Source organism: Allobosea sp. CCNWLY174 (assembly GCF_037120455.1).
GTDB lineage: Bacteria > Pseudomonadota > Alphaproteobacteria > Rhizobiales > Beijerinckiaceae > Allobosea > Allobosea lupini.
The window spans coordinates 1,112,324-1,132,804 of sequence record NZ_JBBBBQ010000001.1 but is presented as its reverse complement, the minus strand read 5'-3'; the positions used below and the strand labels follow the sequence as shown (position 1 = coordinate 1,132,804).

At 66.7% G+C, this 20,481-nt stretch carries 21 protein-coding genes; 12 read left to right on the top strand and 9 right to left on the bottom strand.

The features are described from left to right. Positions 1 to 216 (bottom strand): hypothetical protein, encoded by a 216-nt coding sequence (locus V7S63_RS05470; protein ID WP_336529468.1) that lies wholly within the window; start codon positions 214 to 216, stop codon positions 1 to 3. A gap of 98 nt (positions 217 to 314) precedes the next feature. Between V7S63_RS05470 and V7S63_RS05465 the strand changes: the two genes are divergently transcribed. Beyond that, positions 315 to 1,286, top strand: coding sequence for a LysR family transcriptional regulator (locus V7S63_RS05465; RefSeq protein WP_336529467.1), 972 nt, complete (start codon positions 315 to 317; stop codon positions 1,284 to 1,286). Here V7S63_RS05465 and V7S63_RS05460 read toward each other — a convergent pair. Further along, entirely contained in the window at positions 1,210 to 2,247 is a 1,038-nt protein-coding gene (locus V7S63_RS05460; protein ID WP_336529466.1) for an alpha/beta hydrolase, read from the bottom strand. The two genes, V7S63_RS05465 and V7S63_RS05460, sit on opposite strands and share 77 nt — an antisense overlap. Positions 2,248 to 2,489: 242 nt before the next feature. On the opposite strand from V7S63_RS05460, the gene V7S63_RS05455 reads away from it, so the two are divergent. From V7S63_RS05455 to V7S63_RS05445, 3 genes are all read left to right on the top strand, one after another. Continuing rightward, on the top strand, positions 2,490 to 2,726 hold the full coding sequence (locus tag V7S63_RS05455; RefSeq protein ID WP_336529465.1) for a type II toxin-antitoxin system VapB family antitoxin: 237 nt from the start codon (positions 2,490 to 2,492) through the stop codon (positions 2,724 to 2,726). Further along, entirely contained in the window at positions 2,723 to 3,127 is a 405-nt protein-coding gene (locus tag V7S63_RS05450; protein WP_336529464.1) for a type II toxin-antitoxin system VapC family toxin, read from the top strand. The genes V7S63_RS05455 and V7S63_RS05450 overlap by 4 nt, the downstream gene beginning before the upstream one ends. 264 nt (positions 3,128 to 3,391) lie before the next feature. Beyond that, positions 3,392 to 4,777, top strand: a complete 1,386-nt coding sequence (locus V7S63_RS05445; protein WP_091830738.1) for a class II 3-deoxy-7-phosphoheptulonate synthase — start codon at positions 3,392 to 3,394, stop codon at positions 4,775 to 4,777. A 72-nt stretch (positions 4,778 to 4,849) separates the two neighbouring features. Here V7S63_RS05445 and V7S63_RS05440 read toward each other — a convergent pair whose 3' ends face one another. Beyond that, positions 4,850 to 5,722 (bottom strand): outer membrane protein, encoded by an 873-nt coding sequence (locus V7S63_RS05440; RefSeq protein ID WP_336529463.1) that lies wholly within the window; start codon positions 5,720 to 5,722, stop codon positions 4,850 to 4,852. Between the two features lie 163 nt (positions 5,723 to 5,885). On the opposite strand from V7S63_RS05440, the gene V7S63_RS05435 reads away from it, so the two are divergent. Both V7S63_RS05435 and V7S63_RS05430 read left to right on the top strand, forming a co-directional pair. Then, positions 5,886 to 6,104, top strand: coding sequence for a Dabb family protein (locus tag V7S63_RS05435; protein WP_199777585.1), 219 nt, complete (start codon positions 5,886 to 5,888; stop codon positions 6,102 to 6,104). A 153-nt stretch (positions 6,105 to 6,257) separates the two neighbouring features. After that, positions 6,258 to 7,997, top strand: coding sequence for an NAD+ synthase (locus tag V7S63_RS05430; protein WP_336529462.1), 1,740 nt, complete (start codon positions 6,258 to 6,260; stop codon positions 7,995 to 7,997). 161 nt (positions 7,998 to 8,158) lie between these two features. On the opposite strand, the gene V7S63_RS05425 is transcribed toward V7S63_RS05430, so the two are convergent. Next, positions 8,159 to 8,938 carry a peptidoglycan-binding domain-containing protein gene (locus V7S63_RS05425; protein ID WP_336529461.1) on the bottom strand — a complete coding sequence of 260 codons (780 nt, stop codon included), beginning with the start codon at positions 8,936 to 8,938 and terminating at the stop codon, positions 8,159 to 8,161. A gap of 138 nt (positions 8,939 to 9,076) precedes the next feature. On the opposite strand from V7S63_RS05425, the gene gltX reads away from it, so the two are divergent. Further along, on the top strand, positions 9,077 to 10,417 hold the full coding sequence (gene gltX / locus V7S63_RS05420) for a glutamate--tRNA ligase (protein ID WP_336529460.1): 1,341 nt from the start codon (positions 9,077 to 9,079) through the stop codon (positions 10,415 to 10,417). 38 nt (positions 10,418 to 10,455) lie between these two features. Here the strand turns inward: gltX and V7S63_RS05415 are convergent, their stop codons facing one another. The 4 genes from V7S63_RS05415 to V7S63_RS05400 form a co-directional block, all read right to left on the bottom strand. Further along, positions 10,456 to 11,781 carry an MFS transporter gene (locus V7S63_RS05415; protein WP_336529459.1) on the bottom strand — a complete coding sequence of 442 codons (1,326 nt, stop codon included), beginning with the start codon at positions 11,779 to 11,781 and terminating at the stop codon, positions 10,456 to 10,458. Positions 11,782 to 12,080: 299 nt separating this feature from the next. After that, positions 12,081 to 13,211, bottom strand: coding sequence for a DUF2865 domain-containing protein (locus tag V7S63_RS05410; RefSeq protein ID WP_336529458.1), 1,131 nt, complete (start codon positions 13,209 to 13,211; stop codon positions 12,081 to 12,083). A 273-nt stretch (positions 13,212 to 13,484) separates the two neighbouring features. Then, positions 13,485 to 13,973 (bottom strand): MarR family winged helix-turn-helix transcriptional regulator, encoded by a 489-nt coding sequence (locus V7S63_RS05405; protein WP_091830724.1) that lies wholly within the window; start codon positions 13,971 to 13,973, stop codon positions 13,485 to 13,487. A gap of 250 nt (positions 13,974 to 14,223) precedes the next feature. Further along, on the bottom strand, positions 14,224 to 15,309 hold the full coding sequence (locus tag V7S63_RS05400) for a TRAP transporter substrate-binding protein (protein ID WP_091830722.1): 1,086 nt from the start codon (positions 15,307 to 15,309) through the stop codon (positions 14,224 to 14,226). 62 nt (positions 15,310 to 15,371) lie between these two features. Here V7S63_RS05400 and V7S63_RS05395 point away from each other — a divergent pair, with 62 nt between their 5' ends. The 5 genes from V7S63_RS05395 to V7S63_RS05375 all read left to right on the top strand — a co-directional run bounded on the left by V7S63_RS05395 (position 15,372) and on the right by V7S63_RS05375 (position 19,847). Beyond that, positions 15,372 to 16,382: a fumarylacetoacetate hydrolase family protein gene (locus V7S63_RS05395; RefSeq protein ID WP_336529457.1), complete on the top strand. Its 1,011-nt coding sequence runs from the start codon at positions 15,372 to 15,374 to the stop codon at positions 16,380 to 16,382. Positions 16,383 to 16,528: 146 nt separating this feature from the next. Beyond that, positions 16,529 to 17,485, top strand: a complete 957-nt coding sequence (locus tag V7S63_RS05390; RefSeq protein ID WP_336529456.1) for an MBL fold metallo-hydrolase — start codon at positions 16,529 to 16,531, stop codon at positions 17,483 to 17,485. 11 nt (positions 17,486 to 17,496) lie between these two features. Further along, entirely contained in the window at positions 17,497 to 19,065 is a 1,569-nt protein-coding gene (locus V7S63_RS05385) for an FAD-dependent oxidoreductase (RefSeq protein WP_336529455.1), read from the top strand. Further along, positions 19,062 to 19,283, top strand: a complete 222-nt coding sequence (locus V7S63_RS05380; RefSeq protein WP_336529454.1) for a DUF2783 domain-containing protein — start codon at positions 19,062 to 19,064, stop codon at positions 19,281 to 19,283. The genes V7S63_RS05385 and V7S63_RS05380 overlap by 4 nt, the downstream gene beginning before the upstream one ends. 27 nt (positions 19,284 to 19,310) lie before the next feature. Then, entirely contained in the window at positions 19,311 to 19,847 is a 537-nt protein-coding gene (locus tag V7S63_RS05375; RefSeq protein WP_336529453.1) for a hypothetical protein, read from the top strand. On the opposite strand, the gene V7S63_RS05370 is transcribed toward V7S63_RS05375, so the two are convergent. Beyond that, the gene (locus V7S63_RS05370; RefSeq protein ID WP_336529452.1) at positions 19,817 to 20,449 is read right to left on the bottom strand and encodes a GNAT family N-acetyltransferase; all 633 of its coding nucleotides are present in this window, start codon (positions 20,447 to 20,449) and stop codon (positions 19,817 to 19,819) included. The genes V7S63_RS05375 and V7S63_RS05370 overlap by 31 nt on opposite strands. Positions 20,450 to 20,481 lie beyond the last annotated feature (32 nt).

Sequence of the window (20,481 nt, the reverse complement as noted above, 5' to 3'; positions counted from 1 at the left end):
TCAGCCGCCCCGATCGGAGCGGCGGCTGTCATAAATCAGGCTTGCGTCACTGAGCCCGATGTCGCGCGCCATATGGGTGCTGAGGCCCTCTTGGTCGAGGCGGTCGTCGAGTGCGACCACGCGATTGCACTGGAACTGGCGAATGCGCGCGAGAACCGCACGTAGCGCTGGCATAAGGCTGACATATCCATTATTTCTTCTGACTTCGGCCGACATGACGCGGCTCCCGAGGTGGATGTCGATTGCGCCAAGGGATGCTCTCGATCGGCCTAGCGGACAAACTGGATTCGACGCGACATACATAAGGCCAGCTGATGAATGATCTGGCGACGGGCCTGCCGCCGCTCAGCGCGATCCGCGCTTTCGAGGCGGCGGCGCGCCATGGCAGCTTCACCCGCGCCGCGGCCGAGCTCGGCATGACGCAGGCTGCGGTGAGCTATCAGATCAAGCTGCTGGAGGAGCGGCTCGGCCTGCCGCTGTTCCAGCGCCAGGCGCGACGCGTCGTCTTGACCGAGGCGGGCGAGCGCCTTGCGTCGTCGGTGATGGATTCCTTTGACGGCCTGCGCGCGGCCTTTGCCGCGGTCACGCAGACGGCGGAATGCGTGCTCTCGATCCAGGCGCTGCCGACCATCGCCTCGAATTGGCTGGTGCCGCGCCTCGGCCTGTTCCAATGCGCCAATCCCGGGCTGGCGGTGCGGATGACCACGAAGGTCGGACCCAGTGACCCGCAGGCCGACGACTGCGACGTGGCCATCCGGCGCGGCAGCGGCCAATGGCCGGGGCTGGAGGCGCACTGGCTGATGAAGAGCGAGTTCACGCCGCTGTGCGGGCCGAATCTGTTCCGCGATCTTGGCCGGCCTCCGCAACCCTCGGACCTCTTGCACGTGAAGCGCATCGGCAAGACCGAGGCCTGGGATCGCTGGTTCGCTGCCGCGGGGGTCAATTCCGAGGCGACCCCGGTGGAGGCGGGCTTCGACCTCGCCGTACAGCAGCTTGAAGTCACGGCTGCGCTCGCCGGCAATGGCGCGGCCATGTGCTCGCCGATCTTCTTCCGGCGCGAGCTTTGCGAAGGGCTGCTGGTCCAGCCCTTCGACCTGATGCTTCCCGGCGGCTACGACTACTGGCTGACCTACCCGGCAAGGCGCCGGACAGCGCGCAAGATCAGCCTGTTCCGCGACTGGCTGCTGGAGCAGGCGCGCGAGCCCGAGCCTATTTCGTCAGCCCCTTCTTCGCCAGCCAGTCCTGGATCAGCTGCGCGACAGCCAGATTATTCTTGTCCATCATGAGCATGTGCGAATTGCCGGTGATGCCGACGGCGGGCAGGTTGACGACATCGACCGAGCCACCGGCCGCGGTGATCTTGTCGCCGAAATCGGTCGCGGTCTTGCGGATGGTCGGCCAGCGCGCGTCCTGCTCGATGTAGTCGCCGAAGACCATCAGCACCGGGATGTCCTTCAGCGCCGCCGCCTTGGCCGGATCGCCGATGCCGGCAGGCTCGACCGCGATCAGCGCCTTGACCTTGTCGGGCCGCGCCTGCGCCACCTTGAAGCCGAACTGGCCGGACTGGCTGTGGAACGAGATCACGCAGGGGCAGACCTTGTCGACCTCGGCGATATAGGCGTCGATGATCATCTGGTCGGTCGAGGTCCAGCGCGGCACGATCTGCTTGACGAAATTGTCGTAGCCGTCGGCCGGGAACTGGCTGCCCGGCAGATATTTGCGCTTGGCTGGGTCGGCGTCGTAGCCGCCGCCCGCGCCGATGCGGAAGCGCTCGAACGGGTTCGCCGTGGTCAGGAACAGCGGCTCGCCGGGGATGACGTCGGGATACATCGCCCAGCTCGAGCGTCCGCGCTCGACCGCGTCGGAATTGTAGACCGACCAGCCTTTGCGCAGGAAGAATTCGAGCCAGCCCTGGCGGCCGTCCGGCGTCGATTCGTAGTTGACGCCGGTCATGCCGCCGCCATGCCAGAGCAGGAGCGGGACGGAGCCCTTCTCGTTCTGCGGCAGGAAGTATTGCACATACATCTGCCCGGTCTGGTAGGTGCCGTTGGGGTCGACGCGGGCGGGCGTGCCGCCGGGCGTGAACACCACGTCCTTGACCGGCCGGCCCGAGATCTCGACCAGCTTGCCGCCGACATGGAAGGAACCCATGCCGCGCAGCGTGATCGGCTCCTGCGCCTGCTGGGCCTGCGCTGCACCGAGGCCGCAGGCCAGGCCGAAAGCGGCCGCCAGAATGTGACGTCTCATGGTTCCTCCCATCGCCGCGACCGGCGTTGTTGATTGCACGGCCATCTTCGGACACGCCGCGCGAGGCAGACAATGGCCTTTGCCGCCAGGTGTGAAATGCAAATGCCGGGGAGATTGATGCGGTTAGCGGATCAAATAGAGCATGATTGCGACTTGCAGGGCAGAAGGGTGAATCCTAAATTCTAGAAAGCTTGGCTGCGGTTCTAGAATGAGGCGGGCTGTCAGCCCGGATGGGTATGGGGTTGAGCATCAAGAACGATGCCGTCGAGATGTTGGCGCGTGATCTCGCTCGGCGCCACGGCACGGGGGTGACCGAGATCATCCACCGGGCGCTGAAGGAGAAGGCCGAGCGGGACGCGGCGGGGCCGACGCTGTGGGAAAAGCTCCGGCCACTCCACGAGAAGTTGCGAGCCTTGCCGGACAGGGGGCCGGCGCCCGACAGGGATTTCTATGACGAGCTGAGCGGCGAACGGCGGTGATCGTCCTCGATGCGTCCGCGATCGTCTCCATCATGCTGGAGGAGGCCGACGCTTCGATGCTGTCGGAGCGGCTCGACACGTACGAGACGATGCGTTTCGCCTCGGCCGTGACGATCTGGGAAGCTGCTTGCGCGGTCGCACGGAGAAAGGCGGTGGCGCGAACGAGAGGCCTGGCTCTCGTTCAGGAGTTTGTGCAGTCGGCTGGCATCGAGCCCGTCGCGCCCGATATGGGGATCACCGCTCTCGCCATCGAGGCCGCCGACCGCTACGGTATCGGTCCTGGCTATCCCGGCATCCTCAATCTCGGCGACTGCTTCTCCTATGCGACGGCGAAGTATCTTCGTGCCGCTCTGCTGTTCAAGGGTGACGATTTCGGCCGGACCGACGTCACGCCGGCCTGAACGTAAAGCGTGGCCGCCGCTTCGCATGATTCAAAATCTGAGCCGGCTGAATCGCTAGAGCAAGGTCTTGAATCGGCGTCTTAACGCCTGGAATCCGTTTGACAGCCGACCACGCCAAGCGCTTGACGGGATTCGTGCTTTCGGGCCGCGGCCTCTCGTCCTTGCCGTAACGGTGGCCAGAGGCAGCTTGCGGGTGTATAGGCCGCCGTTCGCGCCAAGATGAGGTTAACGCAGGCGCGATGCGTGAAATCAGGAGCAAGACCCATGTCCGAGCGGTGGACGCCCGAGAGCTGGAGGGCAAAGCCCGTCCAGCAGATGCCGGAATATCCGGATCAGGCAGCCTTGAAGGCGGTCGAGCAGCAGCTCGCCGGCTTTCCGCCGTTGGTTTTTGCGGGCGAGGCGCGCAAGCTCAAGCGGGCGTTGAGCAAGGTCGCGGCCGGCGAGGCCTTCCTGCTTCAGGGCGGCGATTGCGCTGAGAGTTTCGCCGAGCATTCGGCCGACAACATCCGTGATTTCTTCCGGCTTTTCCTGCAGATGGCGGTGGTGCTGACCTTCGCCGGTGGCTCGCCGGTGGTGAAAGTCGGCCGCATCGCCGGCCAGTTCGCCAAGCCGCGCTCGGCCCCGAACGAGAAGATCGGCGATGTCGAACTGCCGAGCTACAAGGGCGACATCATCAACGACAACGAGTTCACGGCGGAGTCGCGGATTCCCGACCCGCGCCGGCAGATCGAGGCTTACCGGCAGTCTGCGGCGACGCTCAACCTGATCCGCGCCTTCGCCACCGGCGGCTACGCCAATCTCGACAACGCGCATCGCTGGATGCTCGGCTTCGTCAAGGACAGCCCTCAGTCGCATCGCTACCAGGAGCTGGGCGACCGTATCACCGAGTCGCTCGACTTCATGCGCGCCATCGGCGTCGATCCCGAGACGCATCCCGAGATGCGCACGACGGATTTCTACACCAGCCACGAGGCGCTGCTGCTCGGCTACGAGCAGGCGCTGACCCGCGTCGACTCGACCACCGGCGACTGGTACGCCACCTCCGGCCACATGGTCTGGATCGGTGACCGCACCCGCCAGCTCGACCACGCCCATGTCGAATACTTCCGCGGCATCAAGAACCCGATCGGCCTGAAATGCGGCCCGTCGCTCAAGCCGGACGAGCTGCTCAAGCTGATCGACGCGCTCGATCCGCAGAACCAGGCCGGCCGCCTCGTCCTGATCGGCCGCTTCGGCGCCGACAAGGTCTTCGACCACCTGCCGGCTCTGGTGCGCGCCACCAAGCGGGAAGGGCGCAATGTCGTCTGGTCCTGCGATCCGATGCACGGCAACACGGTCAAGGCGGCGAGCGGCTACAAGACCCGGCCGTTCGACCTGATCCTGACCGAGGTGAAGAACTTCTTCGCCGTCCATCAGGCTGAAGGCACGCATGCCGGCGGCCTGCATCTCGAGATGACCGGCAAGAACGTCACCGAGTGCACCGGCGGCGCCCGCGGCATGACCGACGCCGATCTCAACGACCGCTACCACACGGTCTGCGATCCGCGCCTCAATGCCGAGCAGGCGCTGGAGCTCGCCTTCCTCGTCGCCGAGCTGGTCAAGCGCGAGCGCGCCGGCCGGGCCCGGCCCGAGGTCGAAGCGGCCGAGTGATTCCGGCAGCACCGCCAAAGAAAGAGGGCCGCAGCAACGCTGCGGCCCTTGTCATGTGGAGGATGGCGGCCGTCAGAACTTGAGCGCGGCGGCGATGCGGCCGGTGTTGACCGTCGTCGTCGTGCCCTCGACCTCGGCGAAGCGGACGATCTGGTACTCGGCCCGCAGGAACAGATTGTCGGTCAGGGCCCAGTCGACGCCGACGCCGCCGGACAGGCCGAAGGCGTAGGTGTTCTTGCGGACGCTCCCGACGCGCAGCGGATAGCCGTCGCCGCGGTTGCGGGTTTCATTGGCTTGGTTGGCATTGTTGACGATCAGAATATCTGCGTCGATCGTCGAGGTCGTGTTGAAACGGCCGAGCGCCGCGCCGATCGTCGCGAAAGGCATGATCCGGCCATAGGCCCAGCCCATGCGCAGGCGCAGCGTGGCATAGTCGTTGAGCTTGGCCGCCTGGTCGGTCGCCATCGCCCAATCATAGACGCGGCCGCTCGACATGGTGCTGCGCCGGGAGATGTAGTCGGTCACCCGGTATTCGTGTCCCGAGCGGGTGTAGTCCGCCTCGAGGCCGAGGACGACATCGTCAAAGAGATAATTGTAGCCGGCGATGCCGAAGAACTGCGTGCCGCTGTCGCGCTTGTCCGGCAGGTCGTTGATGAACGAGCCCATGTCGCGTTCGGCGACGAGATCGGTGTTGCGGAAGGCGGAATTCGCCAGGGCGCGCAGGCCTTCGCCCGGCTTGAACTTGGTCTCGCTCACGCCCGCGCCACCGCCAAAATAGAAGCCGGACCAGTCGAAGCGGCCTCCACCGAACAGCGGCGGTGCTTCCACTGGCTGTTCGATCTGCGAGCCCCTGAGATAGTCGGCGCCCAGCGCCGCCTGCGGCAGCGCCAGCGTGCAGGCCATCGCGATGACGGGGGCGAGGGCGGCGATTGATGCAGCACGCATCGCGTGTCTCTCCGAGCAGCGGCCGAAGCAGCGGTTGCAACGGCCCGGAGACAATTCATGCGCGGTTAACCCTAATGTCGGGTTAATGCGATTGCCGATCCCGCCAGCTTCTGAAACCGATCGCCCGCGTCGAAGGCCGGGCAGGGCAGCCGGAGGAGCACGGATGATCCGGCATATCGTTTTCTTCACGGTCAAGCACGCCGAGGATCTCGACAGGACCAGGCGCCTGCTGAACCGGCTGGGCGAAATCCCGCATGCGCTCGCCTTCGAGGTCGCTGCCAACGCCATGATCGATCCGATCGGCGATGCCGCCGACATCGTCGTCTACGGCGAGTTCGCCGACGAGGCCGCGCTCGCGGCCTGGAGGGCGCATCCGACATAGGACGAGACGACGCGAGCCGTGCACCCCTTGCGCGAACGGCGCTGGTCCGCCGATTTCCGCTCGGCGCCGAGCTGACCCGTCCTTGCGAAAACGCAGGGGCGGGCAGGACGCCGGCCCGTTGCTGGCGCGCGGACCGCAAGCTACATCCAGAGCATGACCGCGACCTCTCTCCGCCTGGCGCTCGCCCAGCTCAACCCGATCGTCGGCGACGTCGCCGGCAATGCGCAGAAGGTGCGCGCCGCCCGCCGCGAGGCGGCTGCCGGCGGCGCCGAGCTCGTGATGTTCCCGGAGCTCTTCCTCTCGGCCTATCCGCCGGAGGACCTGGTGCTGAAGCCGGCCTTCCAGGACGCCTGCCGCAAGGCCTGCGAAGACCTCGCCCGCGAGACTGCCGATGGCGGCCCGGCCGTGCTCGTCGGACTGCCCTGGCTCGAGGACGGCAAGCTCTACAACGCCTATGCGCTGCTCGACGGCGGCCTGATCCAGTCGGTGCGCTTCAAGGTTGATCTGCCCAATTACGGCGTCTTCGACGAGAAGCGCGTGTTCGAGCCGGGGCCGCTGCCCGGCCCGGTCGTCTTCCGCAACCATGTCCGCCTGGGCATTCCGATCTGCGAGGACATCTGGGGCGAGGAGGTCGTCGAGTGCATCGCCGAGACCGGCGGCGAGATCCTGCTGGTCCCGAATGGCTCGCCCTTCCGTCGCGGCGTGATCGAGGAGCGGCTCAACGTCGCCGTCGCCCGCGTCGTCGAGAGCGGCCTGCCCATGGTCTATCTCAACCAGCTCGGCGGCCAGGACGAGCTCGTCTTCGAGGGCGCCTCCTTCGTCCTCAATGCCGACCGCAGCTTTGCCCACCAGCTTCCAGCCTTCCGCGAAGCCATCCGCATCACGGATTGGGAGCGCGGGCCCGATGGCTGGCGCTGCCTGCCGGGCGAGGTCGCCCCGGTCGAGGCCGGCGACGAGGCCGACTACGCCGCGTGCGTGCTGGGCCTGCGCGACTATGTCGAGAAGAACCGCTTTCCTGGCGTCGTGCTCGGCCTCTCCGGCGGCATCGACTCCGCGATCTGCGCCGCCATGGCGGTCGATGCGCTGGGCGCGGAGCGCGTGCGCTGCGTGATGATGCCCTATCGCTTCACCTCGCAGGAGAGCCTCGACGACGCCAAGACATGCGCCGACGCGCTTGGCGTACGCTATGAGATCGTGCCGATCGCCGATCCCGTTGAGGGTTTCGAGGCGGCGCTGGCCGAGCTCTTCGCCGGCACCAATCGCGGCATCACCGAGGAGAACCTGCAGAGCCGGGTGCGCGGCACGCTCCTGATGTCGATCTCAAACAAGTTCGGGCCGATGGTAGTGACGACCGGCAACAAGTCGGAGATGTCCTGCGGCTACGCCACGCTCTATGGCGACATGAACGGCGGCTACAACCCGATCAAGGACCTCTACAAGACCGAGGTCTTCAGGCTGAGCGCCTTGCGCAATCGCTGGAAGCCGGCGGGCGCGCTCGGGCCGGACGGCGAGGTGATTCCCGAGAACATCATCGTCAAGCCGCCCTCGGCGGAGCTGCGCGAGAACCAGAAAGATCAGGATTCGCTGCCGCCCTATGACGTGCTCGACGACATCCTCGCCGGCCTGATCGAGCACGAGATGCGCCTGTCCGACATCGTCGCCCGCGGCCACGACCTCGAGACGGTGCAGAAGGTCGAGCGGCTGCTCTATCTCGCCGAATACAAGCGCCGGCAGGCGGCGCCGGGCGTCAAGGTCACCCGCAAGAACTTCGGCCGCGATCGGCGCTATCCGATCGTCAACCGTTTCCGCGACCCGGGCGAGCCGGCGCATGAGCCGGACCGCTCGCTGGTCAAGGGCATCGGCAAGGCTGGGGCTGAGAGCTTTGATTTTTGAAAGTCTGCGCCTCTCCTCAGCCCTCATCCTGAGGAGCAAGCGCAGCTTGCGTCTCGAAGGATGCTCCAGATGGTTCGAGAGCCTCCTGGAGCATCCTTCGAGACGCGCTCCTGCGGAGCGCTCCTCAGGATGAGGGCTGTGGAGTGAAGGAGCGCTCGCCGCTACAGCCAGAATCCACCGATCTGGTTCGCTGCCGGATTGGCGATGCAGGCCGTCATCCGGTCGAGCCAGATGCGCTGGTATTTGGCATTGGCGCCATGCTGGGTGTCGACGTCGTAACGGCGCTGGATCAGCTTGACGCGGCGCTTGATGTGCAGGTCGACGAGGCTGTTGAGCTGCGTGATCAGCCCGCCGATCGTCGGAGCGCGCGCGATGGTGAGCTGGTGCGCCAGCGCGCGGCAGACGACGAAGCCGACATCGTAGTGGAACTGCTCATGAGCGAGCAGGCCCGGGTCCAGCGTCACGCCGATCCGGACCTGCGCATTCGGCCAGACTTCGATGTCATTGGGCACGCCGAAGGCAAAATCGGTCCCGACCATACGGGCGCCCTTGTCGAAAATCTCGTACTCGAAGGCGGTGTAGGCGTCCTGCACCGTCCCGTCGGCCGGGTCCATCACCACCGGCACCTGCAGGAAGTCGCCGGCCTTGAGCTTGATCGGCAGGCGCGAGGCACTGACCACCACGTCCGCCGGCGCCGGATTATTGGCCATGTGCAGGACAGTCTTGCCGCCCGGGTCGACGCGCGAATCCGGGCTCGTCATCTTGAGGAAGACCTGCTGGTAGCGCTTGATCGCGCCCCGGGTGAGCGGCCCGCATTTGCCGTCGACCTCAAGCAGATCGATGCCCAGCGCCTTGAAATGCGGGTTGATGCTCGCCTGGATCAGGCGCGTATCCGCAACGGTGTTCTTGCCTCCCAGACCGACTGAAGCCGTGATGCTCATCCTCGCCTCCCAGCGCAGAGATCGACATCCCCGTCGCCATCTAACCTTGCGTCAATCTGGGCGCTTGTCGATCTCCTTCAGCCCAGCTTCTGCGATGCCCTTGCCCTCGCGCCGTTCCCGCGCGACAAGCGGCCGGTCATGACCACTCCTTTCGTCCGCACCGCCCCGTCGCCGACCGGCTATCTCCACATCGGCAATGCCCGCTCGCTGATGTTCAACTGGCTGTTCGCCAAGCGGCATGTCGGGCGCTTCCTGCTGCGCTATGACGATACCGACCAGGCGCGCTCGAAGCCGGAGTTCGCTGACGCCATCGCCGAGGACCTAGCCTGGCTCGGCGTCGTTCCCGACGCCAGCGTCAAGCAGTCTGAACGGATCGCGCTCTACGATGGCGCGGCAGACAAGCTGCGCGCCGCCGGCCGCCTCTACCCCTGCTATGAGAGCGCCGACGAGCTCGATCGCAAGCGCAAGCGCCAGCTCGCCCGCGGTCTGCCCCCCGTCTACGACCGCGCCGGCCTGAAGCTGACGGCCGAGGAGCGCGCCAGGCTCGAAGCGGAAGGCCGCAAGCCGCATTGGCGCTTCCTGCTCGACTGGGAGGAGGTCGGCTGGGACGATCTCGTCCGCGGCCCCTCGCATGTCGATTGCGCCTCGCTCTCCGATCCCGTGCTCGTGCGCGAGGACGGCACCTATCCCTATACGCTGCCCTCGGTCGTCGACGATCTCGACATGGGCATCACCCATGTCATCCGCGGCGAGGACCACGTCACCAACACGGCCGTGCAGATCCAGATCATGCAGGCATTGGGCGGGGCGCTGCCGGCCTTCGGCCATCACAACCTGCTGACCACCGCGAGCGGCGAGGGGCTGTCGAAGCGCCTCGGCCATCTCTCGCTGCGGGGCCTGCGTGAATCCGGCATCGAATCGCTGGCGGTGGCGGCGCTCGCGGTGCTCACAGGCTCGTCGGAGGCGGTCCGGCCGGTGTCGAGCCTCGACGAACTCGCCGGGCTGGTGGATCTCGCCCATGTCTCGCGTGCGCCGGCCAAGTTCGATGAGCACGAGCTGGAGACGCTGTCCGCCCGCACCCTGCACCAGCTCGACTTCGCCGCGGTCGAGGAGCGGCTGAGAGAGCACGGCATTCCCGCCAGCGAGCCGTTCTGGCTCGCCGTGCGCGGCAATCTCGCCCGGCTGTCGGACGCCAGGGACTGGTGGACGATCATCGAGGGGCCGATCGAGACGCAGATTGCCGATCCGTCATTCGCTGCGGCTGCGGCTTCGCTGCTGCCGGCGGAACCGTTCGATCACACGACCTGGAAGAGCTGGACGCAGGCCGTGGCGGCTGAGACCGGCGCCAAGGGCAAGGCGCTGTTCATGCCGCTACGCCAGGCGCTGACCGGCCGCGATCATGGCCCGGAACTCGCGGCGCTGCTGCCGCTGATCGGGCGCGAAAAGGCGCTGAAGCGACTCGCAGGCGAAGCGGCGTAGGCTGTACCGCCATCGCGAAGGCTCGTGAGCCGAGCCCCTCACGCGTGCCGGTCCATCGCCGTCTCGTGTTTGGTGTCGCGCATGGTCGAATAGACCAGCAGCGAGATGAAGATCACGCCTGAGAGGTAGTAGTAGAACCACTGCTCGTGGCCCTGCTGCTTGAAGAACAGGGCGATTGCCGGCGCGGTGCCGCCGAAGATCGAGACGGTCAGGGCATAGGGCACGGCGACGCCGGTGGCGCGGATCGAGGTCGGGAACAGTTCCGCCTTCACCACCGCGTTGATCGAGGTGTAGCCGGCGACGAAGAGCCAGGCGCCGGAGATCAGCAGGAAGGCGACCCATGGCGACTTGGTCTGCGCCAGCGTCGTCAGGATCGGCACGGTGAGCAGGGTCCCGGCGAGGCCGAAGAAGATCAGCAGCGGCTTGCGGCCGATCCGGTCGGAGATCAGCCCGTAGATCGGCTGCAGGATCGAGGCGAAGATCAGCGAGCCCGCGATCACATAGGTGGTGGTGATGTCGGAAAGGCCGACGGTCTGCTTCACGAAGGTCTGCATATAGGTGGTGAAGGTGTAGAAGGCGGCTGTGCCGCCCGCCGTTAGCCCGACCACGATCGCGACCTCGCGCGGATATTTCAGCAGGCCGCGCAGCGAGCTTTCCTGTTTCTTGATCTTGTTGGCCTCGGCGAAGGCCTCCGTCTCGTGCATGTGCCGGCGCATGAACATGGCGGTGACGGCCAGCATCGCGCCGATCACGAAGGGGATGCGCCAGCCCCAGTCGACCAGCTGCTCATGCGTCAGGAAGACGTTCTGCAGGAGCAGTAGCACCAGAATGGCAGTGAGCTGCCCGCCGATCAGCGTCACATACTGGAAGCTCGAATAGAAGCCGCGATGATCGGGATGGGCGATCTCGGTGAGATAGGTCGCGCTCGCCCCGTATTCGCCGCCGAGGCTCAGCCCCTCGATGATCCGGGCCAGCGCCAGCAGCACCGGCGCGGCGAAGCCGATCGTCTCATAGGTCGGCGTCAGCGCGATGATCAGCGAGCCGAAGCACATCATCAGCACCGAGACGGTCAGTGACAGCCGCCGCCCGTAGCGGTCGGCGATATGGCCGAAGAGCCAGCCGCCGATCGGGCGGACGATGAAGCCGGCGGCGAACAGTGTCGCTGCGTTGAGCTGCACCACCACCGGGTCATGCGAGGGGAAGAACTTCGGCGCGAAATAGAGCGCGAAGGCGGTGTAGGCGTAGAAATCATACCATTCGACGAGGTTGCCGACCGAGCCGATGAAGATCGCCTTCAGGCGTCGCGCCGTATCGGCGACGTCGAGGCCCTGAGGGGCAGGCGTTGCGGTTGCTGGATTGGACATGGCTCGCTCCGCTTTCGAGGGCGGCGCGAGCAGCAGCGGGCGCCGGCAGCAGAACTCAGGTCTACGCCTTGCGTTCCTGGCCTGTCAGCGACGGAAGATTTGAGCAGGCTTGCTTCCAGCGCATGACGGCACTGTTCCGATGGCCAGTTCTGACAACCTCAGCCCTCATCCTGAGGAGCCGCCAAGCGGCGCCTCGAAGGATGCTTGAGGAGGTGCCGGAACAGGCTGGCGCATCCTTCGAGACGCAGGCTGTTGCCGGCTCCTCGGGGTGAGAGCCGAGGAACTTTCAGCTTGCCGCGCTACGGCCGTGCGGTTGCTCCGACGCCTAGATTGGGCGCGAGGTTCGGCGCGACGATCCGCACTGTGCGGCGCTCGCCGGTGACGCTCTTGCTCTCGCGCTTCAGGCCGTCGCCCTGCTGCAAGGTCTTCTCGCCGTCGATCCGCTGTGGGCCGACGCCGGCGGATTCGGTGCTGGCAGTCGGGACATTGGCATCCGGCGTCGGCTCGTCGCCGGGTGCGGCCTGAAGCGTGGTCGGCGCCGGGGTGGCCGGCTTGGCCTCAGTCGCAGGCGCATTGGCAGCACCCTTCTTGCCGCGCTGCGGCTGCTCGGGCTTGGGCCGCGACATCTCCTGCGAGCGCTGCTCGGTGACGATGATGTCGCCTTTGCGCTGCTCGAGCATCTGCTCGGCGTTCGCCAGCGCCTGGGCCCAGCTCTGGCCGGCGCCCCGGCAGGTGCAGGCGGCGTCGAAGCTGCGGGTGTACTTCAGCGCGTTCGGCAGAGAGGTATAGGGCTGCCCGGTCGAGCGTGCCACGGCGTTCTGGATGTCGCCGCCGCTGCTCATGCCATAGGCGCGCGTCTCGGTGCCGGGGCAGAGCGACTGGCACATCTCGTCCTGCCCTTCGCGTCCGCTCGGGCTGTTGGCGAGCGGGAAGAAGAAGCCGTCGCAGCTGCGTACGCAGACCGTATAGGGCCCGCCCTGGCGTCCACCGCCTTCCGTCGGCTCGGACGGTTGATCCGGGTCGAGCTCGGGCAAGGTGGAATCGATCTCGCCGCGGCGCGGCTCGATGCCGAAGATCGTCTCGAAGAAGCCGCGCTGCTGCGGCGCCCGGCAATTATTGTTGATCAGCGCGGCGAGCTGGGCACGGCGCTGCTCGATGCCGCCGCCCTGCGCCTGCTGCTGAAGCTGGGCATATTGCTGCTGGAGCGCGCCCAGCTGGGCGCGGATGCCGCCACATTGCGGCGGGGGGGCGTCGCCGAAGAAGAGGAAGCCGCCGCGATCGCAGCCCATCGCCCGATATTGGTTGGAGAGCTGCCCCAGCTGGCCGGCGACGCGCTGCGCCGCCTGGGCGGCGCGGGGATCGCCGCCGCGTTGGCCCTGCAGGCTGGAGAGCTCGGCGCGCCAGTTGTCGCAAGCCGGCGACTGCGCCACGGCTGCGCTCGTCAGCGCGGCGAAAGCCAGCGCCGGAGCGAGAACGCGTCGGAGCGAAGCGAAAATCATCGAAGGCAGAGTGCTATCCCTGTAACTCGTCCGGTGCAGGCCGTGATCGCCCGCACAGACAGAGCACATGCTAGAAACGCGACGGAACTAAGGAGGCGCGCGTCAGCCGGATCGAAACGGCGATTCGACGCACCGTCTATTCGCCTCAGCGCATCGCATATCGCGCCCCGGGCGGCAAATCAGCTCTCGATAACGCTTGCGCGATCAGGCTTCCTCTGTCTGGTACGCGCCGGCGAGATGGCGACCGCGCTCGGTCAGCACTGCCAGAACGCGCTCGAAGACGCGCAGCTCTTCCGGCGCGATCCCCTCGATCCAGCGTTCTTCGAAAGCGAGTGCCAGCGGCACGATCTGGGCGTAGAGGCGTTGGCCTGCGGCCGTCAGGGCGACGAAGGCCTCGCGCCGGTCGGCCCGATTCTCGGCTCGCGTCACCAGCCCGCGCTTGTCTAGCTCCGAGACAGCTCGCGAGACCTTGGTCTTGTGCATCTGCGAGAGCTCGCCGATGTCGCGCGAGGTCAATTGCCCAAATTCGCCGAGCTGCGCGATCACACGCCATTCCGGGATGCCGATGCCGAAGCGCGTGCCGTAGACGCGGCCGAGCGCGCGGCTGGCGAAAAAGCCGACGACGTTGAGCCGATAGGGCAGGAACTGCTCGAGATGCAGGGCGCGGTCTTCAGGCTTTTGCTTCGTTGACATTAGTTGCGCTTGTAACTAACTGGGGTGAGAGAATGCCGCAGAGGCTGCGGCACGCATCATTACCGAACGGCATCGCCTGTCAAAGCTGCCGGCATGGGAGGAACAACGATGAGCTTGCAGGCCGCGGTTCGTCCAGGGTTCTGCCGGCGGATCGGGACTGTGCCTGTCCATGCGTGAGCCGGGCGTCTCCCGGCGAGGCCCTCGGCCCCGGAAGCGCGCCGTCGGCACGCTCCGGAGCGATGGTTGTCGGTCAGCGCGAACGCAGCCGGTTCATGAAGGCGTCGTAGGAGAGCTCCGCCACCTGCCACCAGAGCAGGTTCTCGCCGCGGAAGGCGACCATCGACTCGTAGCCCTTCTTGAAGGCTTCGCTCTTGGCCGAGGTCTCGGCGTAGTACTCCTCCGCCGCCTTGAGCGAGGCTTCCATGATCGGCTGCGGGAAAGCCTTGAGCTGCGCGCCCTGGGCGATCAGCTTGCGCAGGCCGCCCGGATTGACGAAGTCGTACTTCGCCAGCATCCAGTTGTTGGCCGCTTCGCAGGCATTCTGCACGATCGCCTGGTAGTGCTTAGGCAGCTTGTTCCACTGATCCTGGTTGATCACGAGGTGCAGCATGGCGCCGCCTTCCCACCAGCCGGGATAGTAGTAATAGGGCGCGACCTTCACGAAGCCGAGCTTCTCGTCGTCATAGGGGCCGACGAACTCGGCCGCGTCGATGGTGCCGCGCTCCAGCGCCGGATAGACGTCGCCGGCCGCGATCTGGGTCGGCACCACGCCGAGCTTGGCCAGCACGGCCCCGCCCATGCCGCCGATGCGGAACTTCAGGCCCTTGAGGTCATCGAGCGTCTTGAGCTCCTTGCGGAAGAAGCCGCCCATCTGGCAGCCGGAGTTGCCGCAAGGGATCGAGTAGGCGTTGAACTTGGCCAGCGCGGCGTTGACGATCTGCTCGCCGCCGCCGAAGTACCACCAGCTGTGTTGCTGGCGGGCGTTGAGGCCGAAGGGGATGCCGGTACCGAGCCCAAGCGCCGGCTCCTTGCCGACGTAGAAATAAGTCGGCGTGTGGGCGCATTCGACAGTGCCGGAGGTGACGGCGTCGAGCGCCTGCAGGCCGGGCACGATCTCGCCGGCCGAGAAGGTCTGGATCTGGAACTTGCCGTCCGTGGCGTCGGACATGAACTTCGCGAACTGCTGGGCGGTGCCGTAGATCGTGTCGAGCTGCTTGGGGAAGCTCGACGTCAACCGCCATTTCACTTCGGGCATCGATTGCGCGATCGCGGGCATCGCGATCGGCGCGGCGGCTGCGGCGAGCGCGCCCGTCTTCAAAAACATACGGCGTTGCATGGACTTTCCTCCCGGGGACAGATTTGCTGCCATCATCACTGTTCGGCGAGGATTGAAAAGAGATGAAACTAGCATCCCTCATGCACGGCCGGGATGGCCGCCTCGTCATCGTCTCCGGCGACCTGACCCGCGCCACCGATGCCTTCCCGGTCGTCGCGACGCTGCAGGGCGCGCTCGACGACTGGGATCGCTGCGCGCCGCGCCTCGCCGATCTCGCCGAGAGCCTGGAGCACGGCTCGGTACCGTCCTTCCGTTTCCACGAGCATGACTGCGCCTCGCCGCTGCCGCGTGCCTATCAGTGGGTCGATGGCTCGGCCTATGTGAACCATGTCGAGCTGGTCCGGAAGGCGAGGGGCGCCGAGATGCCCGAGAGCTTCTGGACCGACCCGCTGATGTACCAGGGCGGCTCCGATTCCTTCCTCGGTCCGCGTGAGGCAGTGAAGCTCGCGAGCGAGGATTACGGCATCGATCTCGAAGCCGAGATCGCGGTCGTCACCGGCGACGTGCCGATGGGCGTGACGCCCGAGGAGGCGAGGGGGCTGATCCGCCTCGTCATGCTCGTGAATGACGTGAGCTTGCGGAATCTGATTCCCAACGAATTGGCGAAAGGCTTTGGTTTCCTTCAAGCAAAGCCGTCCTCGGCCTTCTCGCCGGCGGCGGTGACGCCGGACGAACTCGGCCCGGCCTGGAAGGACGGCAAGCTCAACCTGCCGCTGCTGGCCCAGGTCAACGGCAAGCCCTTCGGCAAGCCGCAGGCCGGCGTCGACATGACCTTCGATTTCGGCGTGCTGATCGCCCATGCCGCCAAGACCCGCCCGCTCGTCGCCGGCACCATCGTCGGCTCCGGCACGGTTTCGAACCGCGATGCCGACGGCGGCCCTGGCCGGCCGGTCGCGGAAGGCGGGCTCGGTTATGCCTGCATCGCCGAGCAGCGCATGGTCGAAACGATCCGGCACGGCGCGCCGAAGACGCCGTTCCTGCGCTTCGGAGACAGTGTCCGCATCGAGATGAAAGACGCCGCCGGCCATTCGATCTTCGGCGCGATCGAGCAGGAGATCCTGCCGTATGCGTAGCCCGCACCGTCATTCTCGGGCGAAGCGAAGCGCAGACCCGAGAATCTCCTGGCGAGTAGGGCCCGGACTGGAGCCTCTCGCGGCCTGAGATGCTCGGGTCAAGCCCGAGCATGACGTCAGTATCAACACGTTTACGAGGTTGCCCAATGTCCTCCCCCGCTTTCGCCTCCACCGCCGATCTCGGCGAAAAGACCGTATCGTTCGAGGAGATCGGCAAGGGCGTCTACGCCTATACCGCCGAGGGCGACCCCAATAGCGGCATCGTCGTCGGCGACGACAGCGTGCTCGTCTTCGACGCGCAGGCGACGCCGACCATGGCCGAGCGCGTCATCGGAAAAGTGCGCGAGGTCACCGACAAGCCGGTCAGCCATGTCGTGCTCTCGCATTACCACGCCGTGCGCGTCCTCGGTGCGCCCGCCTATGGCGCGAAGGAGATCGTCTGCTCGGATGCGGCGCGGGCGATGATCGTCGAGCGCGGCGAGGAGGACAAGGCGAGCGAGATCGGCCGCTTCCCGCGGCTGTTCCAGGGCGCCGATTCGATCGGCCCCGGCCTGACCTGGCCGACCACGACCTTCTCGCACAACGCCTCGATCTGGCTCGGCAAGCGCGAGGTCCGGCTGATGAAGCTTGGGCGCGGCCACACCGCCGGCGACATCGTCGCCTGGATGCCCGACACCAATGTGATCTTCGCCGGCGACCTCGTCGAATACGGGGCGACGCCCTATTGCGGCGACGCTCATTTCACCGACTGGCCGACGACGCTGGACGCGCTCGCCGCCTTTGCTCCCGCTGCGATGGTGCCGGGCCGCGGCGCGGCGCTGACCAACCGGGCGATGGTCGCCGACGGCATCAAGGGCACGCGCGCCTTCCTCACCGACCTCTACGAGGCGGTTAAAGGCCATGTCGCCGCCGGCCGCTCGCTGCGCGAAACCTTTGAGCGGGTCCACGAAACGCTGAAGCCGGCCTATGGCGACTGGGTGATCTTCGAGCACTGCCTGCCCTTCAACGTCACCCGCGCCTATGACGAGGCTGGCGGCCTCGACCATCCGCGCATCTGGACCGACGAGCGCGACCGCCAGATGTGGCTGGACCTCAGGGGCTGAGGCGTCAGCGCATGCAGCCCTTCCGCCAGTTCGCCTATCGCCGCAGCGCGGATCAGGACGCGGCAACGCCCGCCCGGCATCCGGTCGTCATCGTCGGTGCCGGCCCGGTCGGGCTGACCTTGGCGCTCGATCTGGCACGCCGGCAGGTCCCGGTCGTGCTGATCGACGATGCCGATCGGATCGGCGAGGGCTCGCGCGCCATCTGCTTCGCCAAGCGCACGCTCGAGATCTTCGATCGGCTCGGACTGGCGCAGGCGATGGTCGAGAAGGGCGTCACCTGGCAAAAGGGCAGGGTCTTTCGTGGTGAGGCCGAGCTCTACGAGTTCGACCTCCTGCCCGAGGGCGGCCACAAGCAGCCGGCCTTCATCAATCTCCAGCAATTCTATGTCGAGGCGGCACTGGTCGACGCTGTTCTGGCCGAGCCGCTGGTCGATCTGCGCTGGAACAACCGTCTCAGCGGTCTCGACAACCGCGAGGACGGGGCGCGGCTCACAATCGCCACCCCGGAAGGCGATTATTCCCTGCACGCCGACTGGCTCGTCGCCTGCGACGGCGCGCGCTCGCCGACGCGCGGCCTGCTCGGCCTGGAATTCCGCGGCGAGGCTTTCGAGGACCGCTTCCTCATCGCCGATGTGAAGATGACCGCGCCGTTCCCGACAGAGCGCTGGTTCTGGTTCGATCCGCCTTTTCATTCCGGCCAGTCGGCGCTGCTGCACAAGCAGCCGGACGATATCTGGCGCATCGACCTGCAGCTCGGCCCCGATGCCGATCCCGAGCATGAGAAGCAGCCGGAGATCGTGCGGCCCCGGATCGAGCGCATGCTCGGCCATGCCGATTTCGCGCTGGAATGGGTCTCGGTCTACCGCTTCCAGTGCCGCCGGCTCGACAGATTCCTGCACGGCCGCGTGGTCTTCGCCGGCGACGCCGCTCATCAGGTCTCGCCCTTTGGCGCGCGCGGCGCCAATTCCGGTATCCAGGACGCCGACAATCTCGGCTGGAAGCTCGCGCTGATCGTGCAGGGCAACAGCCCTGCCTCGTTGCTAGACAGCTATGACAGCGAGCGCGTCGCCGCCGCAGACGAGAACATCCTGAACTCCACGCGCGCGACCGATTTCATCGCGCCACGCTCCCCCGGCGAGCGCCTGCTGCGCGAGGCGGCGCTTTCGCTCGCGCCCCTGACCGGCTTCGCCAAGCGCTTCGTCAATTCCGGCCGGCTTTCGGTGGCCAGCGCCTATGCCGGCTCGGCACCGTCGAGTGACGAAGAGGATTGGGACGACGGCCTGCTGCCGGGTGCGCCCTTCCTCGATGCGCCGCTGGCCGGTGGTTCCCATACTTGGCTGAGCGAGGCCTTTGCGGCCGGGCAGGCGATCCTGATCGGTGAGGGCGCGGCAGAGATTGCGCCCGCCAGGGTCCTCGCGATCGAGCCGGCTTCCAGCGATGGCACCCTGCGCCAGCGTTATGCCCTGGAGCAGGGTGCAGCCGTGCTGCTGCGGCCGGACGGGCATGTCGCTGCTCGGTTCCGCGAGCCGAATCGGGCCGCGATCGAAGCCGCGCTCGCGCGGATGGAGGGCAGGGGATGAATGCAGCGGCCACCATGGCGCCAGCGAGCAGGCTCGCGCGCGAATCGCGCTTCGCCGATCCCGACGCCGCCTTTCGCCTGCTCGCCCAGGCGCATCGCGACCTCGATGAGCGTGCAAGCGCCGCGCTCAATGCCCGCCTCGTCCTGATCCTCGCTAACCAGATCGGCGATGAACAGGTTCTGCGCGAAGCCGTGGCGCTGGCGCGCGAGGCGAGCTAGGTTCGGCGCACGACGCCGGAGCGAGCCATGATGGAAGACCTTCCGACCTTCTACTCCACCTTGATTCCGCTCGGCTTCTTCTTCTGGGGGCCGGCGCTGGTCGTGCTGACGCTGCTGCTCTCCTGGCTCTGGGCGCGCAGCCTCAAGGTCGACCGGGCGCTGGAGAGCGATCTCGACGGTTTCACCAAGGACGACGTCGAGAAGCTGTTCTCGCTCTATGGTCCCGAGCGCCGCGCCATTTATCGCAACAAGCTGCTCCCGGCCGACCTCGCCTTCGCGCTTGTCTATACGGTCGTCGGCGCGTTGATCATCACCGGCCTGTCGATGCGCGGCTATCCCTGGTGGGTGGCGGCCCTGTGCGGCGGCGGCTGGCTCTTCGGCGGGCTCTGCGACATCGTCGAGAACCTCGCCATCGCCCGCCTCCTCGATCGGTTCCCGACCCTCGACGACGGCACCGTTGCCATCGCCAGCGGCTTCACCCGGCTGAAGCTCGTCCTGACAGGGCTTGGCTTCATCGGCGCGATCGCGGCCTACTACCTGGCGTTCAAGCCGATCGTGGCCTGAGCGGCGTTTCGCCAGGCGGCCCGATCCTGGCGGAAGCAGGCGGCCGGTACCGGTGGATCGCCGATGCTCGGCGCGTCCCGCGTCTTGTCGGCTTCGAAGCCGAGCCGAGCGGCGAGTTGCAGCGATGCGACGTTCTGCGGATGCGTGACAATCAGGGTCTCGGGCAGGTCGAGCGTCTCGAAGGCATGGCGGAGCAGCCGGCTGACTGCCTCCCGGGCGAAACCCTGTCCCCAATGGCGCGTGGCGAAACGATAGCTGACCTGCGCCTGTTCCGGGTCGTCGCCATCCGGAATGAGCCCGACATAGCCGAGCGGTCCGCTTTCGTCGGTACGGGCGAACACTGTCCAGTAGCCGAGCCCGCGCTCGACATGCAGGAAGCTGCGCGCTGCGACGCCCTCGCGCCCCATCGCGGGGTCCCCGATCGCCGCGATATGGCGCATCACCTGCGGGTCGGCGTTGAGCGTGGCGATGAAGGCGAGATCGGTCGCGGTTCGCGGCTTCAGCAGGAGGCGCTCGGTTTCCAGCACCGGCAGCATGGTGGTCGCCCTGTCGTGTCGTTCGAGGATTGCTGACGCCTGCACTGGTGCGGGACCGCGCGCCATCCCATATCCTGCCCGCCGTCCCTCGGGAACGC